The sequence below is a fragment of the Inquilinus sp. CAU 1745 genome, from assembly GCF_039839375.1.
In the GTDB taxonomy this organism is placed as follows: Bacteria; Pseudomonadota; Alphaproteobacteria; order DSM-16000; family Inquilinaceae; genus JBDOQU01.
Map to the genome: position 1 here is coordinate 1 of NZ_JBDOQU010000007.1, position 17271 is coordinate 17271.

At 65.9% G+C, this 17271-nt stretch carries 15 protein-coding genes; 6 read left to right on the top strand and 9 right to left on the bottom strand.

The genetic code is table 11. The features are described from left to right. Positions 1-168 precede the first annotated feature (168 nt). Genes AAFN89_RS10060 through AAFN89_RS10075 form a run of 4 tightly spaced genes read right to left on the bottom strand, consistent with a single transcriptional unit; the run spans position 169 to position 2603 of the window. On the bottom strand, positions 169-525 hold the full coding sequence (locus AAFN89_RS10060) for a type II toxin-antitoxin system YafQ family toxin (protein ID WP_347538623.1): 357 nt from the start codon (positions 523-525) through the stop codon (positions 169-171). Then, positions 473-754, bottom strand: coding sequence for a type II toxin-antitoxin system RelB/DinJ family antitoxin (locus AAFN89_RS10065; protein ID WP_347538625.1), 282 nt, complete (start codon positions 752-754; stop codon positions 473-475). The genes AAFN89_RS10060 and AAFN89_RS10065 overlap by 53 nt, the downstream gene beginning before the upstream one ends. A gap of 57 nt (positions 755-811) precedes the next feature. Next, complete coding sequence (locus AAFN89_RS10070) at positions 812-2230, bottom strand: PleD family two-component system response regulator (RefSeq protein ID WP_347538627.1); 1419 nt, start codon at positions 2228-2230, stop codon at positions 812-814. A 7-nt stretch (positions 2231-2237) separates the two neighbouring features. Then, positions 2238-2603 carry a response regulator gene (locus AAFN89_RS10075; RefSeq protein WP_347538629.1) on the bottom strand — a complete coding sequence of 122 codons (366 nt, stop codon included), beginning with the start codon at positions 2601-2603 and terminating at the stop codon, positions 2238-2240. A 214-nt stretch (positions 2604-2817) separates the two neighbouring features. Between AAFN89_RS10075 and AAFN89_RS10080 the strand changes: the two genes are divergently transcribed. Continuing rightward, positions 2818-4104, top strand: coding sequence for a DNA polymerase IV (locus AAFN89_RS10080; protein ID WP_347538631.1), 1287 nt, complete (start codon positions 2818-2820; stop codon positions 4102-4104). Between the two features lie 22 nt (positions 4105-4126). Here AAFN89_RS10080 and AAFN89_RS10085 read toward each other — a convergent pair whose 3' ends face one another. Then, positions 4127-4948 carry a DUF1849 family protein gene (locus AAFN89_RS10085; RefSeq protein WP_347538633.1) on the bottom strand — a complete coding sequence of 274 codons (822 nt, stop codon included), beginning with the start codon at positions 4946-4948 and terminating at the stop codon, positions 4127-4129. 109 nt (positions 4949-5057) lie between these two features. Here AAFN89_RS10085 and AAFN89_RS10090 point away from each other — a divergent pair, with 109 nt between their 5' ends. From AAFN89_RS10090 to AAFN89_RS10100, 3 genes are all read left to right on the top strand, one after another. Continuing rightward, a complete protein-coding gene (locus tag AAFN89_RS10090; RefSeq protein WP_347538635.1) occupies positions 5058-6026 on the top strand; it encodes a D-glycerate dehydrogenase in 969 nt (322 codons plus the stop codon). Between the two features lie 87 nt (positions 6027-6113). Continuing rightward, entirely contained in the window at positions 6114-6431 is a 318-nt protein-coding gene (locus AAFN89_RS10095; protein ID WP_347538637.1) for a hypothetical protein, read from the top strand. 20 nt (positions 6432-6451) lie between these two features. Continuing rightward, on the top strand, positions 6452-6880 hold the full coding sequence (locus AAFN89_RS10100) for a DUF3293 domain-containing protein (protein ID WP_347538639.1): 429 nt from the start codon (positions 6452-6454) through the stop codon (positions 6878-6880). A gap of 151 nt (positions 6881-7031) precedes the next feature. Here the strand turns inward: AAFN89_RS10100 and aspS are convergent, their stop codons facing one another. Further along, on the bottom strand, positions 7032-8843 hold the full coding sequence (aspS, locus tag AAFN89_RS10105) for an aspartate--tRNA ligase (protein ID WP_347538641.1): 1812 nt from the start codon (positions 8841-8843) through the stop codon (positions 7032-7034). Between the two features lie 126 nt (positions 8844-8969). Between aspS and rnd the strand changes: the two genes are divergently transcribed. Continuing rightward, positions 8970-10124, top strand: a complete 1155-nt coding sequence (gene rnd / locus AAFN89_RS10110) for a ribonuclease D (RefSeq protein WP_347538643.1) — start codon at positions 8970-8972, stop codon at positions 10122-10124. Between the two features lie 224 nt (positions 10125-10348). Here the strand turns inward: rnd and AAFN89_RS10115 are convergent, their stop codons facing one another. Together AAFN89_RS10115 and AAFN89_RS10120 are read right to left on the bottom strand one after the other, a co-directional pair. Next, positions 10349-11869 (bottom strand): Ppx/GppA family phosphatase, encoded by a 1521-nt coding sequence (locus tag AAFN89_RS10115; protein ID WP_347538645.1) that lies wholly within the window; start codon positions 11867-11869, stop codon positions 10349-10351. Positions 11870-11872: 3 nt separating this feature from the next. Continuing rightward, positions 11873-14023: an RNA degradosome polyphosphate kinase gene (locus AAFN89_RS10120; RefSeq protein WP_347538646.1), complete on the bottom strand. Its 2151-nt coding sequence runs from the start codon at positions 14021-14023 to the stop codon at positions 11873-11875. A gap of 156 nt (positions 14024-14179) precedes the next feature. Between AAFN89_RS10120 and AAFN89_RS10125 the strand changes: the two genes are divergently transcribed. Continuing rightward, entirely contained in the window at positions 14180-14695 is a 516-nt protein-coding gene (locus AAFN89_RS10125; protein ID WP_347538647.1) for a histidine phosphatase family protein, read from the top strand. Between the two features lie 403 nt (positions 14696-15098). On the opposite strand, the gene AAFN89_RS10130 is transcribed toward AAFN89_RS10125, so the two are convergent. After that, entirely contained in the window at positions 15099-17237 is a 2139-nt protein-coding gene (locus tag AAFN89_RS10130) for an ATP-binding protein (RefSeq protein ID WP_347538649.1), read from the bottom strand. Positions 17238-17271 lie beyond the last annotated feature (34 nt).

A 17271-nucleotide genomic window follows, 5' to 3' on the forward strand; every position in this document is an offset into this window, starting at 1 on the left:
AGGCAAGGATTCATGCGCATGGGGTCTGGACGGCCGTCCAGACCCCATGCGCTACAGAACAAACCACAAAACCTGTAACCCATGTCTCCGGGCTAACTTGTCACCCCTCTTTCCGGTTGCTCATTGTTAGCCCTCTCCCCTTGTGGGAGAGGGTTGGGTGAGGGATGTTTATTCCTCAAACAGTTCGGCATGAGTCCCGGCGCGGACGAAGATGACTGTTCCGACCTTGCCCTTCTCGGTGACCTTGTAGATCAACAGGAAGTCGCCGCCGATATGGCATTCCCGGAATCCGTCCCATCCGCCCTTGAGCGGATGATCGAGCCATTCAGGTCCGAGTTGCCCTTCGTTCATCATTAATAGCAGCATCGCTTCCTTCAGCCGGTTCATGTCGTATCGGCCGGAGCGGGATAGCCGTTCCCAGTCCTTCAGAAACGATTTCGCGTAATCCGCCAGCCGCGGCAGCGACGCCCGCTTACTTGCCGCGGTTCTTTTCAAGATCGGCAAACAGTTCTTCGGAAGATGCAAACCGCGCTGCGTGAAGCTGGGTCAGGTGTTCAGCCTCCGTCATGGCCGCGCGGGTTTCGGCGTTCGGGACCTTCAGTTCCAGCGGAAGCGCCTGGTCGGTCACCACCCGCCGGAGGAACAGGCGGACGGCGTCGGACATCGAAAGGCCCATGGCGTTCAGCGCGGCAGTAGCCTCCCGCTTCGTCTCGTCATCCACGCGGACATGCAGCATCGATGTCTGTGCGTTCATTTCATCCTCCAAGGCTGCACTTAATATGTATCTCGATTGAGATACAATCAAGTCGCCTCACCGCATATTCGCGGCGGCGCGGATGTCGGGGGGGAGGTCGTCCATGCCGTCTATGACGACGCGGTTGCGGCCCATGCCCTTGGCTTCGTAGAGCGCGACATCGGCCTTGCGGATGAATTCCTCCGGCCGGATCGAGGGGTCGTCGGTCGTGGTGACGCCCAGGCTGACCGTGATGTCCAGCGTGCCGGCGGGGCCGGAGACCTGGAACGGCTCGTCGGCGATGCGCAGGCGCAGCCGTTCGGCGACCAGGGCGGCGGCGTCGACCGGGGCGTCGGGCATCACGATGATGAACTCCTCCCCCCCAAACCGCGCGACCATGTCGAAATTCCGCAGATTGCGGCGGATGCGTTCGGAGACCTCCTTCAGCACCTCGTCGCCGATCATGTGGCCGTGAGTGTCGTTGACCTTCTTGAAATGATCGATGTCGAACAGGATGGCGGAGACGGGCTTGCGCGTCTCTTCGATCCTCTGGAGCACCCGGCCCAGATGGGCGTTCAGGTAGCGCCGGTTGAACAGGCCGGTCAGGCTGTCGGTCAGCGCCATCGACAGGCTCTGCTCATAATTCAGGCGCAGACGGTCCTGATAGCGCTTGCGGCGGATCTGCGTGCGAGCGCGGGCCAGCAGCTCGTTCCGGTCGATCGGCTTCAGGAGATAGTCATTGGCCCCGAGCTCCAGCCCCTTGGCGATGCGCGGCAGGTCGCCATCGTCGGCCAGCAGCAGGACGGGCGTCTGGCGCGTGCGTTCGTGGCTTCTGATCTGGGACAGCAGGCGAAGCCCGTCCTCATCCAGCAGCGTCAGGCTGAGCACCACCAGTTCGTAGTCGCCGTTGAGGGCAAGGTCCAGCGCCTGCTTGCAATTACCGGACGCGGCGATCTGGTCATGGTCGCGCTCCAGCGTCTCCACGATCTTCTCAAGGTCGACGGCGCTGTCCTCCACGATCAGCACACGGGCGCAGTCGGCCGCCTCCATGAGCTCCGACGCCTGGGAGGAGATGACCCCCAGTTCGCCCGAGGTATGTTCCCGGGCGCGCCATTCATCCATCATCATTTTCAGGCGGATGAGCGAGCGGACGCGGGCGAACAGCGCCACGTCGTTGACCGGCTTGGTCAGGAAATCATCGGCGCCGGCCTCCAGCCCGCGCACCCGGTCGGCGACATCGCTGAGCGCCGTCACCATCACGACCGGGATGTGCATGGTCTTCGGATCGGACTTCAGGCGCTGGCAGACCTCGAACCCGTCCATGCCCGGCATCATGACGTCCAGCAGGATGATGTCCGGCGCATCCGCGCCCGCCCGCTCCAGCGCCTGATAGCCGTCCGACGCCGTGACGACATCGTAATATTCCCGCGACAGCTTGGCTTCGAGCAGTTTGACGTTCGGCGGAACGTCGTCGACGACGAGGATACGTGCGGACATCGGATTCCTAATTCAGATAGCGCTGAACGGTTTCCAGGAACCTGGCGACGGAGATCGGCTTGGCGATATAATCCTCGCAGCCGCCCTCCCGGATCTTCTCCTCATCGCCCTTCATCGCGAAGGCCGTGACGGCGATGACCGGAATGGCGCGGAGATCGTCATCCTCCTTGATCCATTTGGTCACCTCCAGGCCGGAGACCTCAGGAAGCTGGATATCCATGAGGATCAGGTCCGGACGTTCCTTCCGGGCGATCTTCAGGGCTTCCATGCCGTCCTTGGTCTGCAGCGTGGTGTAGCCGTGCGCCTCAAGCAGATCGTGGAAGAGCTTCATGTTCAGCTCATTGTCTTCGACGATCAAAACGGTCTTGGCCATTCCTTGGTCCCTTAAAGTCGCCCAGGCGCAGTATATTAGCTATATCGAGACTACGCCCTAAGGTTGACCGGCACAACCAAAGCACCGGATGAGGCGAGTTCATAATCGAACTCACCAATACACCTTTTTTGGTTAACGTGAATTCGTTAAAAAATAGTGAGAACGCGTCACGAACGATATTCCGCCGGGGGCGGAGACAGGCGATGATCCTGGGATGACGGACATCGCTCTCCGGCGGGGCCTTTGCCGGGATTGCGCGGCTTCCCTGCCCTCCAGGCCGGCTAACGGCCGCTGCCCCGGCTGCGGGTCGCCGCGCCTCACGATCCATGACGAGCTTCACGACCTGTCGATCGCCCATCTGGATTGCGACGCCTTCTACGCCACGGTGGAGAAGCGGGACAAGCCTGAGTTGGCGGACAAGCCGGTGATCGTCGGCGGCGGCGTGCGCGGCGTGGTGACGGCCGCCTGCTATGTCGCCCGGCTCTATGGCGTGCGCTCCGCGATGCCGATGTTCAAAGCGCTGGCCGCCTGCCCCGGCGCGGTGGTCATCAAGCCCGACATGCGGAAATATGTCGAGGTCGGGCGCCAGGTGCGTGCGCTGATGGAATCGGTGACGCCGCTGGTCGAGCCGATCTCCATCGACGAGGCGTTCCTGGACCTTTCGGGCACCGCCCTCCTCCACCATGGCAGCCCGGCGCAGACCTGCGCCCGGCTGGTGCGGCGGATCGAGACCGAGATCGGCATCACGGCGTCGATCGGCCTCAGCTACAACAAGTTCCTGGCCAAGCTGGCGTCGGACCTGGACAAACCGCGTGGGTTCGCGGTGATCGGCCGGGCGGAGGCGCCGGGCTTCCTCGCCGTCCGGCCCGTCGGCGACATCTGGGGCGTCGGCAAGGTGTTCCAGGGAACGCTTGCGGCCGACGGGATCAGGACGATCGCCGACCTGCTGCGCCATGAGGAGACGGAGCTGATGCGCCGCTACGGCATCATCGGCCGGCGTCTCTACCGATTCGCGCGCGGGCTGGACGACCGCGGCGTCGACCCGCGCGGGGAGACGAAGAGCATATCGTCGGAAACGACGTTCGACCGGGACATCGGCGACCTGGAGTCCCTGAAGGCGATTCTCTGGCCGCTGTGCGAGAAGGTCGCCGACCGGCTGAAGGCCAAGGGGCTGGCCGGGCGGTCGGTGACGCTGAAGCTGAAGACGGCGGATTTCCGCATCCTGACGCGAAGCCGCCGCCTGGGAAGCCCGACGCAGCTTAGCGAAACGCTTTATGAGACGGCGCTGCCGATGCTGGCGGCGGAGACGACCGGCCCGCGCTACCGGCTGATCGGAATCGGGGCGGGAGAATTGCGGCCGGGGGCGGAAGCCGACCCGCCCGATCTGCTGGACCCCGATACGGGCCGGCGGAAGAAGATCGACCAGGCGATCGACGCGGTGCGGGCGAAGCTGGGCAAGGGTGCGATCATCAGGGGGCGCGGCTTCCCCGCGCGCCGGTAGGCCGGCGAAGGCGGCCGGAGCGTCAGCAGCCGCCTTCGATCGGCTCCACCTCCTCCAGGTCGGCCCGGACGGAGAAATCGCCATAGTCGATGAGGATTTCCGTGACCACGCCATTGTCCAGAAGCTGAACCCCGATCTCATAGTCCGGCGTGGAGGTTTGGCCGGAGGCCGTGAAATAGGCCATGTCGACCCGCCATGACGGCCTGTCGAGCAGCGGATCGCCGGTATCGGCGGGCGCCACGCGCGGGCCGATCACGGAGGACAGTTCCAGCGTCTCGTCCGCCTCCGTCCCGTCGAACAGGTAGGTGACGAAGAACCGATCCCCGGAATCGCCGGTCGCCATGTCGAGCAGGCGCAGCGTGTGGTCGGTCGGGAACATGGTGCCGGCCGGCAGCGAATAGACCACCTCCTCCGGCAGCCGGAGGATGGCTTCGCCCGCCTCCCCGGCGGCCGGCAGGGTCGCCTCGCCCCTCGTCTCCTCGTCGACGACGCCGTTGGTGCTGTTGCGGTTGGTGAAGGTGAAGTGCAGCCCGTCCTTCGATTCCCAGCTTGCATAGCGGGATTCCAGCGTGACCGCCCCGCCCTGCTGGTAATAGAGCGTCATGTCGTAGGTCTGCTCGACCGTCCAGCCGTCGCAGCTTTCGCCCCACTGGAATTCCATCCGTCCGTCGACGTCGGAGACGGTCGCCCCGCCCCGCGCGATCGCAAGGTCGAGGCTGTAGACCGCCCGGTGGGGCGCGATCTCCCACGACGCCGCGACGGTCGGAGCGGTGGGGACCATCGCCAGGATCGCAGCCAGAGTTGCGGCGGCGGCGGCGAGAGGGTGGGAGGAATGGTGATACAACGGGCTGGGCTCCGGGTTTCCGCCGACGCGATAATCGGATAAGCAGCTTAAAGCGAAATTCCACAAGACCAAGCCCTGTCAATGCGGCTTTTCCGAGGAGACGCCACCCGTGCCCACAACCCGCCCCACGCTCCTGATCACGCGCCGCCTGCCCCAGGCGGTCGAGGATCGCGCCGCCCGCGACTACGATGTGCGCCTCAATCCGGAGGATACGGCCTATGACGGGCCGACGCTGACCCGGAAGGCGGAGGGGGCGGACGCCATCCTGGCCTGCGCGTCCGACCGGCTGGATCAAGCGGCGATCGAAGGCCTGCCCGAAAGCGTCAGGGCGGTCGCCACCTTCTCCGTCGGCGTCGACCATATCGATCTCGCCGCCGCGAAGGAGCGCGGGCTGATGGTCAGCAATACGCCCGACGTGCTGACCGACGCGACGGCGGATGTCGCGCTGCTGCTGATGCTGGGCGCGGCGCGGCGGGCCAGCGAGGGCGACAGGATGATCCGCGCCGATGGCTGGACCGGCTGGACGCCGACCCAGATGCTGGCGACGCACATGACCGGCAAGCGGCTGGGCATCGTCGGGATGGGGCGGATCGGCCGCACGCTCGCCCGCCGCGCCCGCGCCTTCGACATGGAGATCCACTATCACAACCGCCGCCCGCTGCCGGACGGGGAGGCCGAGGGCGCGATCTTCCATGGCGATCTCGACAGTCTGCTGGCGGTTTCCGACTTCCTGTCGCTGCATTGTCCGGCGACGCCGGAGACGAACCGGCTGCTGAACGCGGAGACGATCGCGAAGCTGCCGGACGGGGCGATCGTGGTGAACACGGCGCGTGGCGCGGTGGTCGACGACGAGGCGTTGATCGCCGCGCTGAAGACCGGGAAGCTGGCCGCCGCCGGGCTGGACGTGTTCGAGGGAGAGCCCAATGTCCACCCGGGCTATCGGGACCTGGCCAACACCTTCCTCCTGCCCCATCTGGGCAGCGCGACGGTGGAGACGCGCAACGCCATGGGATTCCGTGCGCTGGACAATCTGGACGCCTTCTTCTCAGGGCGGAATCCGGGCGATCGCGTGGTATGATCGGGGCGGCGGATCGAATGCCCGGCGCCGACGTTCCCTCGCTGCGACCCTTCCCTTTCCGGGAACAGCAGAAGAAGGCGACCGGCCATGGCGTTCACCCTCACCCCCTTCCTCAGATATGCGCTGATCGGCGCGCCGCTCGCCCTTGTCGCGGGCGTCGCCTTCGGTGCGCTGGTGACCTCCGCGACGACGGAAACGATCGTCGCCAGCGTCGATACGGATACGGTGCAGGTGGCGCAGCCCGGCGGGGCGGACATGCCGCTGGTCCTGCGTGGCGGCGGCGCGAAGCAGGCGCCGGAGGCATGCGCGCCCTATCAGCGGCCGGTGATCGAGAACGGCATCGAGCAGACGGTGTCGGGGGTCGCCTGCCAGGAGGAGAACGGGTTCTGGCGAATCATAGATTAGGATGACATGATGCTGGCGCCATGCCAGACACCGCCCTGATCGACGCCTACCACGGCACTCGCTATATCGCCCATGATGGCGAGCTGGAACTGACGGTCACGATCGGTCAGCCGTCGACGGAGATCGACGCCCTGTTCTCCCGGCTGAACGCGCGGACCGGCACCTTCATCACGGCCTGGAACCCGCGCAGCATCGAAACACCGGAGGAAGAGAACCGGCTGGCCGGAACGCGCCTCGACCGGATGATCCGCATGGCCGGCCTGACCGCCCTGCCCCATCTGGGCGTCGGTGAAGACCCGGAATGGACGCCGGAGGAAGGTCTGTTCGTGCTCGACCTGCCGCTGGACCGCGCCATCGAGATCGCCGCGATCTTCGACCAGCACGCCATCGTGACGATCGAGGCGGGAGAGGCCGCGGAGCTTCACCTGCTGGGGCCGATGGCGACTTAATTGATCATTCCGGACTTGATCGGGAATCCATAGGCCCTCGACGCGTCACCGGCGGCGCAAGAGCGTGTACGGTCCCTGCCACCGTCGACATCGCATGGATTCCGGATCAAGTCCGGAATGACCAATAAAAACAATGCTGAAAAGGCGGCTTCTACCCCGCCTTCGTGACCATCGTCTTGGGCAGTTCCAGGCGGATGTGGAGTTCCCTCAGACGGGCCGGGTCGACTTCCGCCGGGGCGCCCATCAGGAGATCCTCGGCGCGCTGGTTCATCGGGAAGGCGATGACCTCGCGGATGTTGGGCTCGTCGGCCAGCAGCATGACGATCCGGTCGATGCCGGGGGCGGAGCCGCCATGGGGCGGGGCGCCGAACTTCATGGCCGACAGCATGCCGCCGAACTTCTCCTCCAGCACCTCGGGCGCATAGCCGGCGATGGCGAAGGCCTTGTACATGATCTCCGGCTTGTGGTTCCGGATCGCGCCTGAGGACAGCTCCACGCCGTTGCAGACGATGTCGTACTGGAAGGCCTTGATGTCCAGCGGGTTCATCGTCTCCAGCGCCTCCAGCCCGCCCTGGGGCATGGAGAACGGGTTGTGGCTGAAATCGACCTGGCCGGTTTCCTCGTTCAGCTCGTACATCGGGAAGTCGACGATCCAGCAGAACTTGAACTCGTCGTCGCGGATCAGGTCCATCTCCTGGCCGATCCGGGTGCGCGCCTTGCCGGCCATCTTCTCCGCCGCCGGCCGCTGGTCGCAGACGAAGAAGATGGCGTCGCCGTCCGCCAGCCCGGCCGCGTCCTTCAGGGCGGCCTGGGCCGCCTCCGGCACGAACTTGGCGATCGGGCCTTTGCCCTGCCCATCCTGGAACAGGATGTAGCCGAGGCCGGGGGCCCCTTCCTCCTGCGCCCAGCCGTTCAGCTTGTCAAAGAAGCTGCGCGGCCGGTCGGCGACCTTCGGCGCGCGGATGGCGCGGACGACGCCGCCCTTGGCGATGACGTTCCGGAACGCCTTGAACTCCACATCCTCGCGGGAGAACACCTCCGTCACGTCGACGATGACCAGCGGGTTGCGGAGGTCCGGCTTATCGGTGCCGTAGGACAGCATCGCATCGGCATAGGCGATGCGCGGGAACGGCGGCTTCGTCACGGCGCGGGGCGCGCCGGTGAACGAGGCGAATTCCTCGAACACGCCGTAGAGCACGGGTTCGATGGCCGCGAACACGTCCTCTTGGGTGACGAAGCTCATCTCGAAATCGAGCTGGTAGAATTCGCCGGGGCTGCGATCGGCGCGGCTGTCCTCATCCCGGAAACAGGGCGCGATCTGGAAGTACCGGTCGAAGCCGGCCATCATCAGAAGCTGCTTGAACTGCTGCGGGGCCTGGGGCAGCGCGTAGAACTTGCCCGGATGCTGGCGCGCCGGCACCAGGAAGTCGCGCGCGCCCTCGGGGCTGGAGGCGGTGAGGATCGGCGTCTGGAACTCGCGGAACCCCTGCTCGATCATCCGCCGGCGGATGGAGGAGATGACGTCGGAGCGAAGCGCGATGTTCTTCTGCATCTTCTGGCGCCGGAGGTCGAGGAACCGGTAGCGGAGGCGCACATCCTCGCCCGCATCCTCATCGGAATTGACCTGGAGCGGGACCACCTGGGCCGCGGACTGAAGCTCCAGATCCTCGATCTTCACTTCGATCCGGCCGGTGGGCAGCTTGTCGTTCACCGTCTCAGTCGTGCGGTCGACGACCCTGCCGGTGACCGTGAGGACGCTTTCCACCCGCACCTGCTCCGCCGCCGCGAAATGGGCTTTGTCGGTGTCGATCACGCACTGGGTCAGCCCGTAGGCGTCCCGCAGATCGATGAACAGCAGGTTGCCGTGATCGCGCTTGCGATGGACCCAGCCCGAAAGCCGGACGGTCTCGCCGGCGTGGCTGTCGCGCAGTTCGCCGCAGGTGTGGGTGCGATAGGCGTGCATGGGAAAGCTTTTCTTCACGGGGGATGCAAGAGAATAACGGGCGCACGTCTTAGCGCATGTTCCGGCCAAGGAACAGGGGTTCCGCCCGGCTTCCGCCCGCGCGTTCCGCGTGGTAAAGCCCCTGTCATGACGACTCTCATCACCGATCAGGCCGAACTGGCGGCGTTCTGCGCCCGGCAGGCGTCCGCCGACTACATCGCCATCGACACCGAATTCATGCGCGAGAGCACCTATTGGCCGATCCTGTGCCTGGTGCAGATCGCGGGGCCGGAGGAAGCCGCGGCGATCGATCCGCTGGCGCCGGGGATCGACCTGGCGCCGCTGTTCGCGCTAATGGCCGACCAGAACGTGCTGAAGGTCTTCCATTCGGCGCGGCAGGATGTGGAGATCTTCGTCAAGCTGACCGGCGCGGTGCCGACGCCGATCTTCGACACGCAGATCGCCGCGATGGTCTGCGGGTTCGGCGATTCGGTGGGCTATGAGACGCTGGTGACGAAGCTGGCGGGCGCGCGGATCGACAAAAGCTCCCGCTTCACCGACTGGTCGCGCCGTCCGCTCACCGAAAAGCAGCTTCACTACGCGCTTGCGGACGTGATCCATCTGCGCCCGGCCTATGAGAAGCTGAGGGCACAGCTTGCGGAGACCGGCCGGGAGAAATGGCTGGGAGAAGAACTCAAGGTGCTGACCGATGCCGGCACCTACATCACACAGCCGGAAGACGCTTGGCAGCGGATCAAGACCCGATCCAGCGATCCGAGGTTCCTTGCGATCCTGCGGGAACTGGCGGCGTGGAGGGAGACAGAGGCGCAGAAGCGCAACCAGCCGCGCGGCCGCATCCTGCGCGACGACGCGCTGATGGAGATCGCGGCCCACGCCCCGAAGACGACCGAGGAGCTGGCGCGGACGCGCGGCCTCAGCAAATCCATGGCCGAGGGCTGGCAGGGGACGGGCCTGCTGGCGGGGATAGAGCGCGCGCTGGCGCTGCCCAGGGACCAGCGTCCGAAGCCGGAGCAGAAGCCGGCCCTTCCCCAGGGGCTGGGGCCGACGGTGGATCTTCTGCGCGTGCTGCTGAAGATGAAGTGCGAGGCCAACGACGTGGCGCAGAAGCTGGTCGCCAGCGCCAGCGATCTGGAACTGATCGCGGCTGACGACGAGGCCGACGTGCCGGCGCTCCATGGCTGGCGGCGGGAGATGTTCGGCGAGGACGCCCTGGCGTTGAAACACGGCCGGGTCGCTCTGGCGATCGAGGCCGGACAGGTGAAGGCGGTGCCGGTGGGTTAGGTCCGAGGACGACGCCAGCTCCTGCACCGTCGGCGACGCAGAAAGGACCTATGGATGCTGGATCAGTCCAGCATAACATTGTTTTTATTGGTCATTCCGGACTTGATCGGGAATCCCATACGGTATCGATGGAAGCCAAGACGGCGGCAGTGCTTGCGCCGTCGGGGACGCCGCGAGGGCCTATGGATTCCCGATCAGGTCGGGAAAGACCGACAAAGTACCTGTCAGGCGCCGACCCGAAGCTCCGTGGGAGGGTCGACCATGATGCGGCCGGTGCGGCCGAGGGCCTTGGCGACGGAGTCGAGGCGGCGCTGGACCACGTCGCCGCCCAGGCATTCATTTTCCGCCGGCAGCCAGAGCAGGACGGAATCGTCCGTCAGTTGCAGTCTTGTGTCGTCGAGGACCGACACCGCGCCGCCGGAAAGTGTGTGGCCGAGGCGGAGCGCTGCGCCGACGAGAGACGCCCGCCCCCGATCGTCGTCGCTCAGGAGGTCGCACATGGAGCGGGTCAGCTTGTCGCCGGGATTGCCGCCATAGCGGGCGTAGAGCGCCGAGGCCAGGAAGACGCGATCGGCATGGTCCAGCCCGGCGATCGGCAGGCGGAGCGTGCGGAAGAAGGCATGGTTGGAGCGGTAGTCGGGATGTTCGTCCCAGCAGAAGTCGCTGAGCAGCGACGCCGCCCGCCGCAGCCTGGCGTGAGGCGCCGGTTCGTCGGCGAACAGGCCGGCGATCCAGTCGGCAAGCCGCCCGACCTTGCCGAACCGGTCATGGCTGCGCGCGATGTCCAGGCAGCCTTCGATGAGCGGATCGAGCGCGCGTTCCTCCGGCGACAGAAGGTCGAACAGGTGCCCCTCCCGCAGGCCGAAGGCGGAGAAGACGACGTGCCGGGGCTTGAGCGCCGCGAGCAGGCCTTCCATCACCAGCGCGGCATAGGGCAGTGTCTCGAGCCGGCGCTTGGAAACCCCGGCGACCTTCTCCAGCGACCCCTTGTGCTGCCGGGCGATCAGCCCGGCGAGCTGGGCGAGGTCGGCGGCCGGAACGGCATATTGATGGATGATGTGAACCGGATGGCCGCGCTGGATCATGTGGATCTTCGCCAGCGCCCGCCAATTGCCGCCGACGGGATAGAAGGTCCGGCCGCGATAGTCCCTGAGCCATTCCTGGCCGGCGAACTGGTCCGAGACGACATCCCTGAGGTCGCCTTTCGCATCCATCAGACGGAAGGGGCCGAGCGGCAGGGTCACCTGCTCCCCGATCTCCGCCCGGTCGAGGCCGACAAGCTCCACCGACGCGCCACCGAGATCGCCCATCACGCCGTCGGCGTCGGGCTGGCCGGAGAGCACGCCCATGGCGCTCAACCGTGCCTCCTCCGTGCCGCTGACGATGGACATGCGTAGCCCGTTGCGGCGATGAACCTCAGCGACGAAGGCCTCCCCATCCTCCGCATCGCGGACGGCGGCGGTGGCCAGCACGTCCACCCGGTCGACCCTCATCCCCTCCAGAAGCTGGACGAAGCGGGAGAGGTTCGCGATCGCCAGCCTGACCCCGTCGGGGTTGAGGCGACCGGTGCGTCCCAGGTCACGGCCCAGGCCGCACAGCACCTTTTCATTGAAGACCGGAACAGGAGAGCGGGCGAGCCGGTCATAGACGACCAGCCGGATGGAGTTCGAGCCGATATCGATGACGCCGACCCGGCGGGTCCGGATCCGGTCTATCAGGCCGATCTTGAAGGCCGATCGCGGCATCGATCAGGTCTGCATCTTCCTTACCAGCCTGGGTCCGCGATGAGCCTGCTCCTTGAGCGCGCTTCCCCGACCGGACAGGCTGGGATTGGTCATGAAGTAGCGATGGGCGCTGAACGCACCCTCCGCGGCCGTCACCCGGTGATAAGACCCGTCGGGCGCCAGTGTCCAGCTATTCGTTTCGTCGGAGAAGTTGGTGACCATGATCTCCTCCATCACCTGCCGGTGGACGGTCGGATTCTCCATGGGCACCAGCGTCTCGATCCGCCAGTCGAAATTCCGCTCCATCCAGTCGGCCGATGAGATGAAGACCTTGGCGTCGCGCGAAGGCAGCTTTGCGCCATTGGCGAAGCAGACGATGCGGCTGTGCTCCAGGAACCGGCCGACGATGCTCCGGACCCTGATATTCTCCGACAGGCCGGGAACGCCGGGGCGCAGGCAGCAGATGCCGCGGATCACCATGTCGATGTCAACGCCGGCCTGAGAGGCCTCATAGAGCTTGTCGATGATGGCGTTGTCGACCAGCGCGTTCAGCTTTATCCAGATCTGGGCGGGCAGACCCGCCTTGGCGTTCGCGATCTCCGTCTCGATCAGGTCGATCAGCCGGCGGCGCAGCGTCAGCGGCGCGATCGACACCTTCTCCATCTTCCGCGGCGTGGCGTAGCCGGTCATGTAGTTGAACATAGCCCCTGAATCGTGGCAGAGGTCCGGGTCGCAGGTGAAGAAGCTGAGATCCGTATAGATTCTGGCCGTGATCGGATGATAGTTGCCGGTCCCGAAATGGGCGTAGGAGCGCAAGCCCCCCGCCTCCCGCCGGACAACCATCGACAGCTTGGCGTGGGTCTTGAGGTTCATGAAGCCGTAGACCACCTGGGCGCCCGCGCGTTCCAGGTCGCGCGCCCAGCGGATGTTCGCCTCCTCATCGAAGCGGGCCTTCAACTCGACCATCGCGGTGACCGACTTACCGGCATCGGCGGCTTCAATAAGCGCGCTTACGATAGGCGAATTCTTGGACGTGCGGTAGAGCGTCTGCTTGATCGCGACGACATCCGGGTCGCGCGCCGCCTGGCGCAGGAACTGCACCACGACGTCGAAGCTCTCATAGGGGTGGTGGACGACGATGTCCTTCGCCCGGATGGCCGCGAAGCAGTCGCCGCCGAAATCGCGGATACGCTCAGGAAAGCGGGGATTATAGGGCGGGAACAGGAGGTCCAGCCGTTCATCCACGATGATCTGCTTGGTATCGACGAGGCCGATCAGCCCGTCCAGCGGGAACACGTCATCCGGGGAGGCACCGATCTCCTTGCGCACGAAATCCCGCAGGCTTTCCGGCATCCCGGCGTTGAATGCCAGCCGGATGACGCTGCCCCGGCGGCGGCGCTTGAGCGCGCTTTCGAAGGTCTTGACCAGATCCTCCGCCTCCTCGTCGATCTCCATCTCGCTGTCGCGGATGACGCGGAAAGCGCCGTGGGCCAGCGCCTTAAAGCCCGGGAACAGCATGTCCAGGCACATCATCACCAGATCTTCCACCAGAAAGAAACGGATGCCCTCCCCCGGCAGGCGGATGAAGCGGTCGAGCTGGCCGGGGATCGGAACCAGCGCGTTCAATTCCACCCCCTCCGCCTGGTTCTCCAGCAGCAGCGCGACGCTGAATCCCAGATTCGGGATGAACGGGAACGGGTGGGCCGGGTCGAGGGCGAGCGGCGTCAGGATCGGGAAGATGTCGTTCTGGAACTTGCCGTTGAGCCAGTCGCGGTCGGCGTCCGTCAGCTCCGATTCGTCGAGAACGTGGATGCCGACTTTTGCTGCCTCCTCCCGCAACTGGCCCCAGCAGACCTGCTGGTCCTGCATCAGGTCCGTCACCCTCGCCTGGATCGCCGTCAATTGCTGCGGGGGGGTCAGGCCCTCCGCGCTGGGCGATTTCACGCCGAGCGTCACCTGCGCCTTCAGTCCGGCGACCCGGACCATGTAGAATTCATCCAGATTGCTGGCGGAGATCGCGAGGAACCGCACGCGTTCCAGCAACGGGTGGGCGACGTTCATCGCCTCTTCCAGGACGCGCTGATTGAAGGCGAGCCAGGAGAGTTCACGGTTGATGAAGCGTTCGGGCGAGGCGGGATCGACCGCGGGCTGAATGGGCTCTGGAACGATGGTCATGGGACAAGTCGTCCTGGATGTCGCCGCCGCTGCGGGAAGCGACGTAACAATTTCGTAATTTCAAGGACTTCCCTGCCAAGTCCTCCCTTCAATGTTATATAGCGGTTCGCGCGACCACGCCAAGCGAAGCGATGGAATCCCGGAGTCCGGCGACCGATGAAGACCCTCTATTTGCTGCGCCACGCCAAGTCGGACTGGAGCGATGACGGGCTGTCCGATCATGACCGCCCCCTGGCGGCGAGGGGTGAGAAGGCCTGTCCCGCCATGGGACGGTATCTCGCCGACCACGGATTCGTCCCCGACCGCATCCTCTGCTCCACCGCCCGGCGGGCGCGGGACACGCTGGCGAGGATGGCCTCGCAATGGGACCGGACGCCGCCGATCGATTATGAAGAGGCGCTCTATCTTGCCTCGCCAGGACGAGCCCTGCGCCGGGTGGCGGCCGCGCCGGACGAGGCGGCGAGCCTCATGGTGGTCGGCCACAATCCAGGCCTCAACCAGGTCCTGGAGCGGCTGGCCGTCCATGGCGACGACGAGGCGCGCCGGAACGCGGCGGAGAAGTTCCCGACATGCGCTTTCGCCGCGATCGAACTGCCGATCGACCGCTGGTCGGAGGTGGAGGGCGCGGAAGGCACGCTGATCCATTTCACGACGCCCCGCACGCTGCGGTGAGGGGAAAAGCATCCCCCTTCCTCCTCATGGTGAGCCTGTCGAACCATGTGGGCACGCTGTCCTCCCAAAGACCGTCATGCCGGACTTGATCCGGCATCCATACGGTGTCGACGGAAGCCTTGACGCTGCCTGCTCCTGCTCCGTCGGCGACGCGGAGAGGGCCTATGGATTCCCGATCAAGTCGGGAATGACCAAAAAGGGGAAGGTTCGCTCCGCTTCCTCATGGTGAGCCTGTCGAACCATGTGGGCCCGCTGTCTTCCCAAAGTCCGTCATGCCGGACTTGATCCGGCATCCATACGGTGTCGACGAAAGCCTTGACGCTGCCTGCTCCTGCTCCGTCGGCGACGCGGAGAGGGCCTATGGATTCCCGATCAAGTCGGGAATGACCAAAAAGGAGAATCGTCAGGCGGCGGCGGGGAGGGTGATGATGGCGGTCAGGCCTCTGGCGGGGGCGGTCGAGATCACGAGGGAGCCGCCCTGGAGTTCGACCAGTTGCTTGGACAGGGGCAGGCCCAAACCAACGCCGCCGACGGATTTCGAGAGCGGGGACGCCAGTTGCTGGAACGGGCGGAACGCCTCCTCCACCTTATCGGGCGCCATGCCTATGCCGGTGTCGACGATGCGGATTTCGACCGTGTCGTCCGGGCCGGACGCCAGCGCCACCGTGACCGACCCGTCGCGCGGCGTGAACTTGATGGCGTTGCCCAGAAGGTTGATGAGCACCTGGCGAAACCGCCGCCGGTCGATCACGGCGGCAAGGTCCGGCGGGGCCAGGATCTCTATCCGGACGCCGCCGGAGTCGGCCAGGGGCGAGACCATGGCGACCGCCTCCTCCACCACGCCGGCCAGCGGCTGCCGTTCGCGGTCGACCTCCAGCGCGCCGGAGCCGATGCGGATGGTGTCCAGCACGTCGTCGATGATCGACAGCAGGTGCCGGCCGGCGGAATCGATATTGTCGGCATAGCCCTGTATTCGGTCCCGGCTGAGGTCGGGCAGGTGGCGCACCGCCTGGGCGAAGCCGATGACGGCGTTGAGCGGGGTCCGCAGCTCATGGCTCATATTGGCGAGGAAGTCGGACTTGGCCTGGCTGGCGGCCTCGGCCTCCCGCTGCGCCCGCAGGCGCGCTTCCGACTGGACGTCCAGCGCCGCCAGCAGCGTCGCGGCGGTGATGAAGTTCAGCTCGTCCGCGGCCCATGAATCGACGGAGCAGGCGACGGCGAGGATTCCCCACAGCGCGCCATCGACCCTGATCGGCGCGACCGCCACGTTGGAGCGGAAATGCGCCATTCCGTCCTGGCGGAAGACCAGCCCGTCCGGCAGGACCCGCGCGACCCGGCAGTCGGGATCGTGCATGTCGGCGAGCGGTCCGGCATCCAGCGACAGCCCCTCATGGGAGGGGAAGGCGGCGTCACGGACGCCGATGCACCGGAAGCCCGAGCTTCCCAGCCGCCAGAGGCTGGCATGGTCGGCGCCCAGCGTCCGGGCGAGTTCCGCTGCGGCGTCGGGGCGCACGCCATCGGCGCCGTGGGCGACCTCCAGCAGCCGGCCGATCGTTTCCGACTGCCGGGCGAGCCGCCCGACCGCCGCCTGGACCCGCTGCTGAAGCCTCTCCCGGCGGGCGACCTGGACGGACAGCAGGAAGGTCAGGACGCCGAGGCCGGAAAGGCTGAGCAGGATGACAGAGCCGTGGATAAGCTCCTGCGTCCACCAGGGCTGCATCAGTTCGCCGACATCGACCGCGACGTGGGAGAGGATCGGCACGCCCTCGACCCGACCGAAGAAGGCGGCCTTCCCATCGAGCCCGATGACCGCGATCTCCCTCAGCAGCGGATCGCCGCTGGCGTTCCGATCGGGCAGGGCCTTGGCGATGGCGGCCAGCCCTTCCCTGGATTGGCCGTGATCGCCGTCCCCTCCGTCGTGATAGATGGTGGAGCCGTCCAGCCGGGTAAGGGAGACGTAACCGCTGTCGCCCAGCCTCTGGTCATCGAAGGCGTTGACGCGAGCGCCCAGATCGTAGCCGACGGCCAGGACCGCAATCAGCGTCCCGTCCGCTTCCCGGATGGGGAGCGCGAACGGGATGATCCGCGCGCCGCTGACGTCGCCGACAACGGCCGAGCCGATGGCGGCTTCGTCCCAGACCTTGCCGTCGACGATGGCCCGGAAATAGTCACGGCCGGAAAAGTCGGCCCCGACGCCCTCGCCGCTGGAGGTGGCGATCATCCTGCCGTCGAGACCGATCAGCCCCATCGCCGCGACGCCGACCCCCTGATACGATTCCTCGGCCAGGATTTGACCGGGGGAGAGGTCGGCCATCTGGAGCCGCTGCCGGGTCTTGAGCAGCAGGTTGACCGCGCTGGCGTAGGAATGGGCGGCGCGGGAGCTGACGATACGGGCGATGGAGGAAACGTCGTCCAGGATCACCTGCCGGCGGTGACGGTAGTCATGCAGGGAATGGGACAGGAAGACGCCGACGATCATCGCCATGAAGAGCGCGGACAATGTCCAGACCAGGAAGGTGGGCCTGACGCCGCTTATCCTCATTCGATTCGGGGCTCTATGGTTGTCCGGTCACCCT

Excerpts from the sequence above, each read along its gene's own strand:
- AAFN89_RS10095 (WP_347538637.1), top strand. The coding sequence starts at position 6,114 with ATGGCGTTCACCCTCACCCCCTTCCTCAGATATGCGCTGATCGGCGCG.
- AAFN89_RS10065 (WP_347538625.1), bottom strand. The coding sequence starts at position 754 with ATGAACGCACAGACATCGATGCTGCATGTCCGCGTGGATGACGAGACG.
- AAFN89_RS10130 (WP_347538649.1), bottom strand. The coding sequence starts at position 17,237 with ATGAGGATAAGCGGCGTCAGGCCCACCTTCCTGGTCTGGACATTGTCC.
- AAFN89_RS10075 (WP_347538629.1), bottom strand. The coding sequence starts at position 2,603 with ATGGCCAAGACCGTTTTGATCGTCGAAGACAATGAGCTGAACATGAAG.
- AAFN89_RS10080 (WP_347538631.1), top strand. The coding sequence starts at position 2,818 with ATGACGGACATCGCTCTCCGGCGGGGCCTTTGCCGGGATTGCGCGGCT.
- AAFN89_RS10120 (WP_347538646.1), bottom strand. The coding sequence starts at position 14,023 with ATGACCATCGTTCCAGAGCCCATTCAGCCCGCGGTCGATCCCGCCTCG.
- aspS (WP_347538641.1), bottom strand. The coding sequence starts at position 8,843 with ATGCACGCCTATCGCACCCACACCTGCGGCGAACTGCGCGACAGCCAC.
- AAFN89_RS10100 (WP_347538639.1), top strand. The coding sequence starts at position 6,452 with ATGCCAGACACCGCCCTGATCGACGCCTACCACGGCACTCGCTATATC.
- AAFN89_RS10115 (WP_347538645.1), bottom strand. The coding sequence starts at position 11,869 with ATGCCGCGATCGGCCTTCAAGATCGGCCTGATAGACCGGATCCGGACC.
- rnd (WP_347538643.1), top strand. The coding sequence starts at position 8,970 with ATGACGACTCTCATCACCGATCAGGCCGAACTGGCGGCGTTCTGCGCC.
- AAFN89_RS10070 (WP_347538627.1), bottom strand. The coding sequence starts at position 2,230 with ATGTCCGCACGTATCCTCGTCGTCGACGACGTTCCGCCGAACGTCAAA.
- AAFN89_RS10125 (WP_347538647.1), top strand. The coding sequence starts at position 14,180 with ATGAAGACCCTCTATTTGCTGCGCCACGCCAAGTCGGACTGGAGCGAT.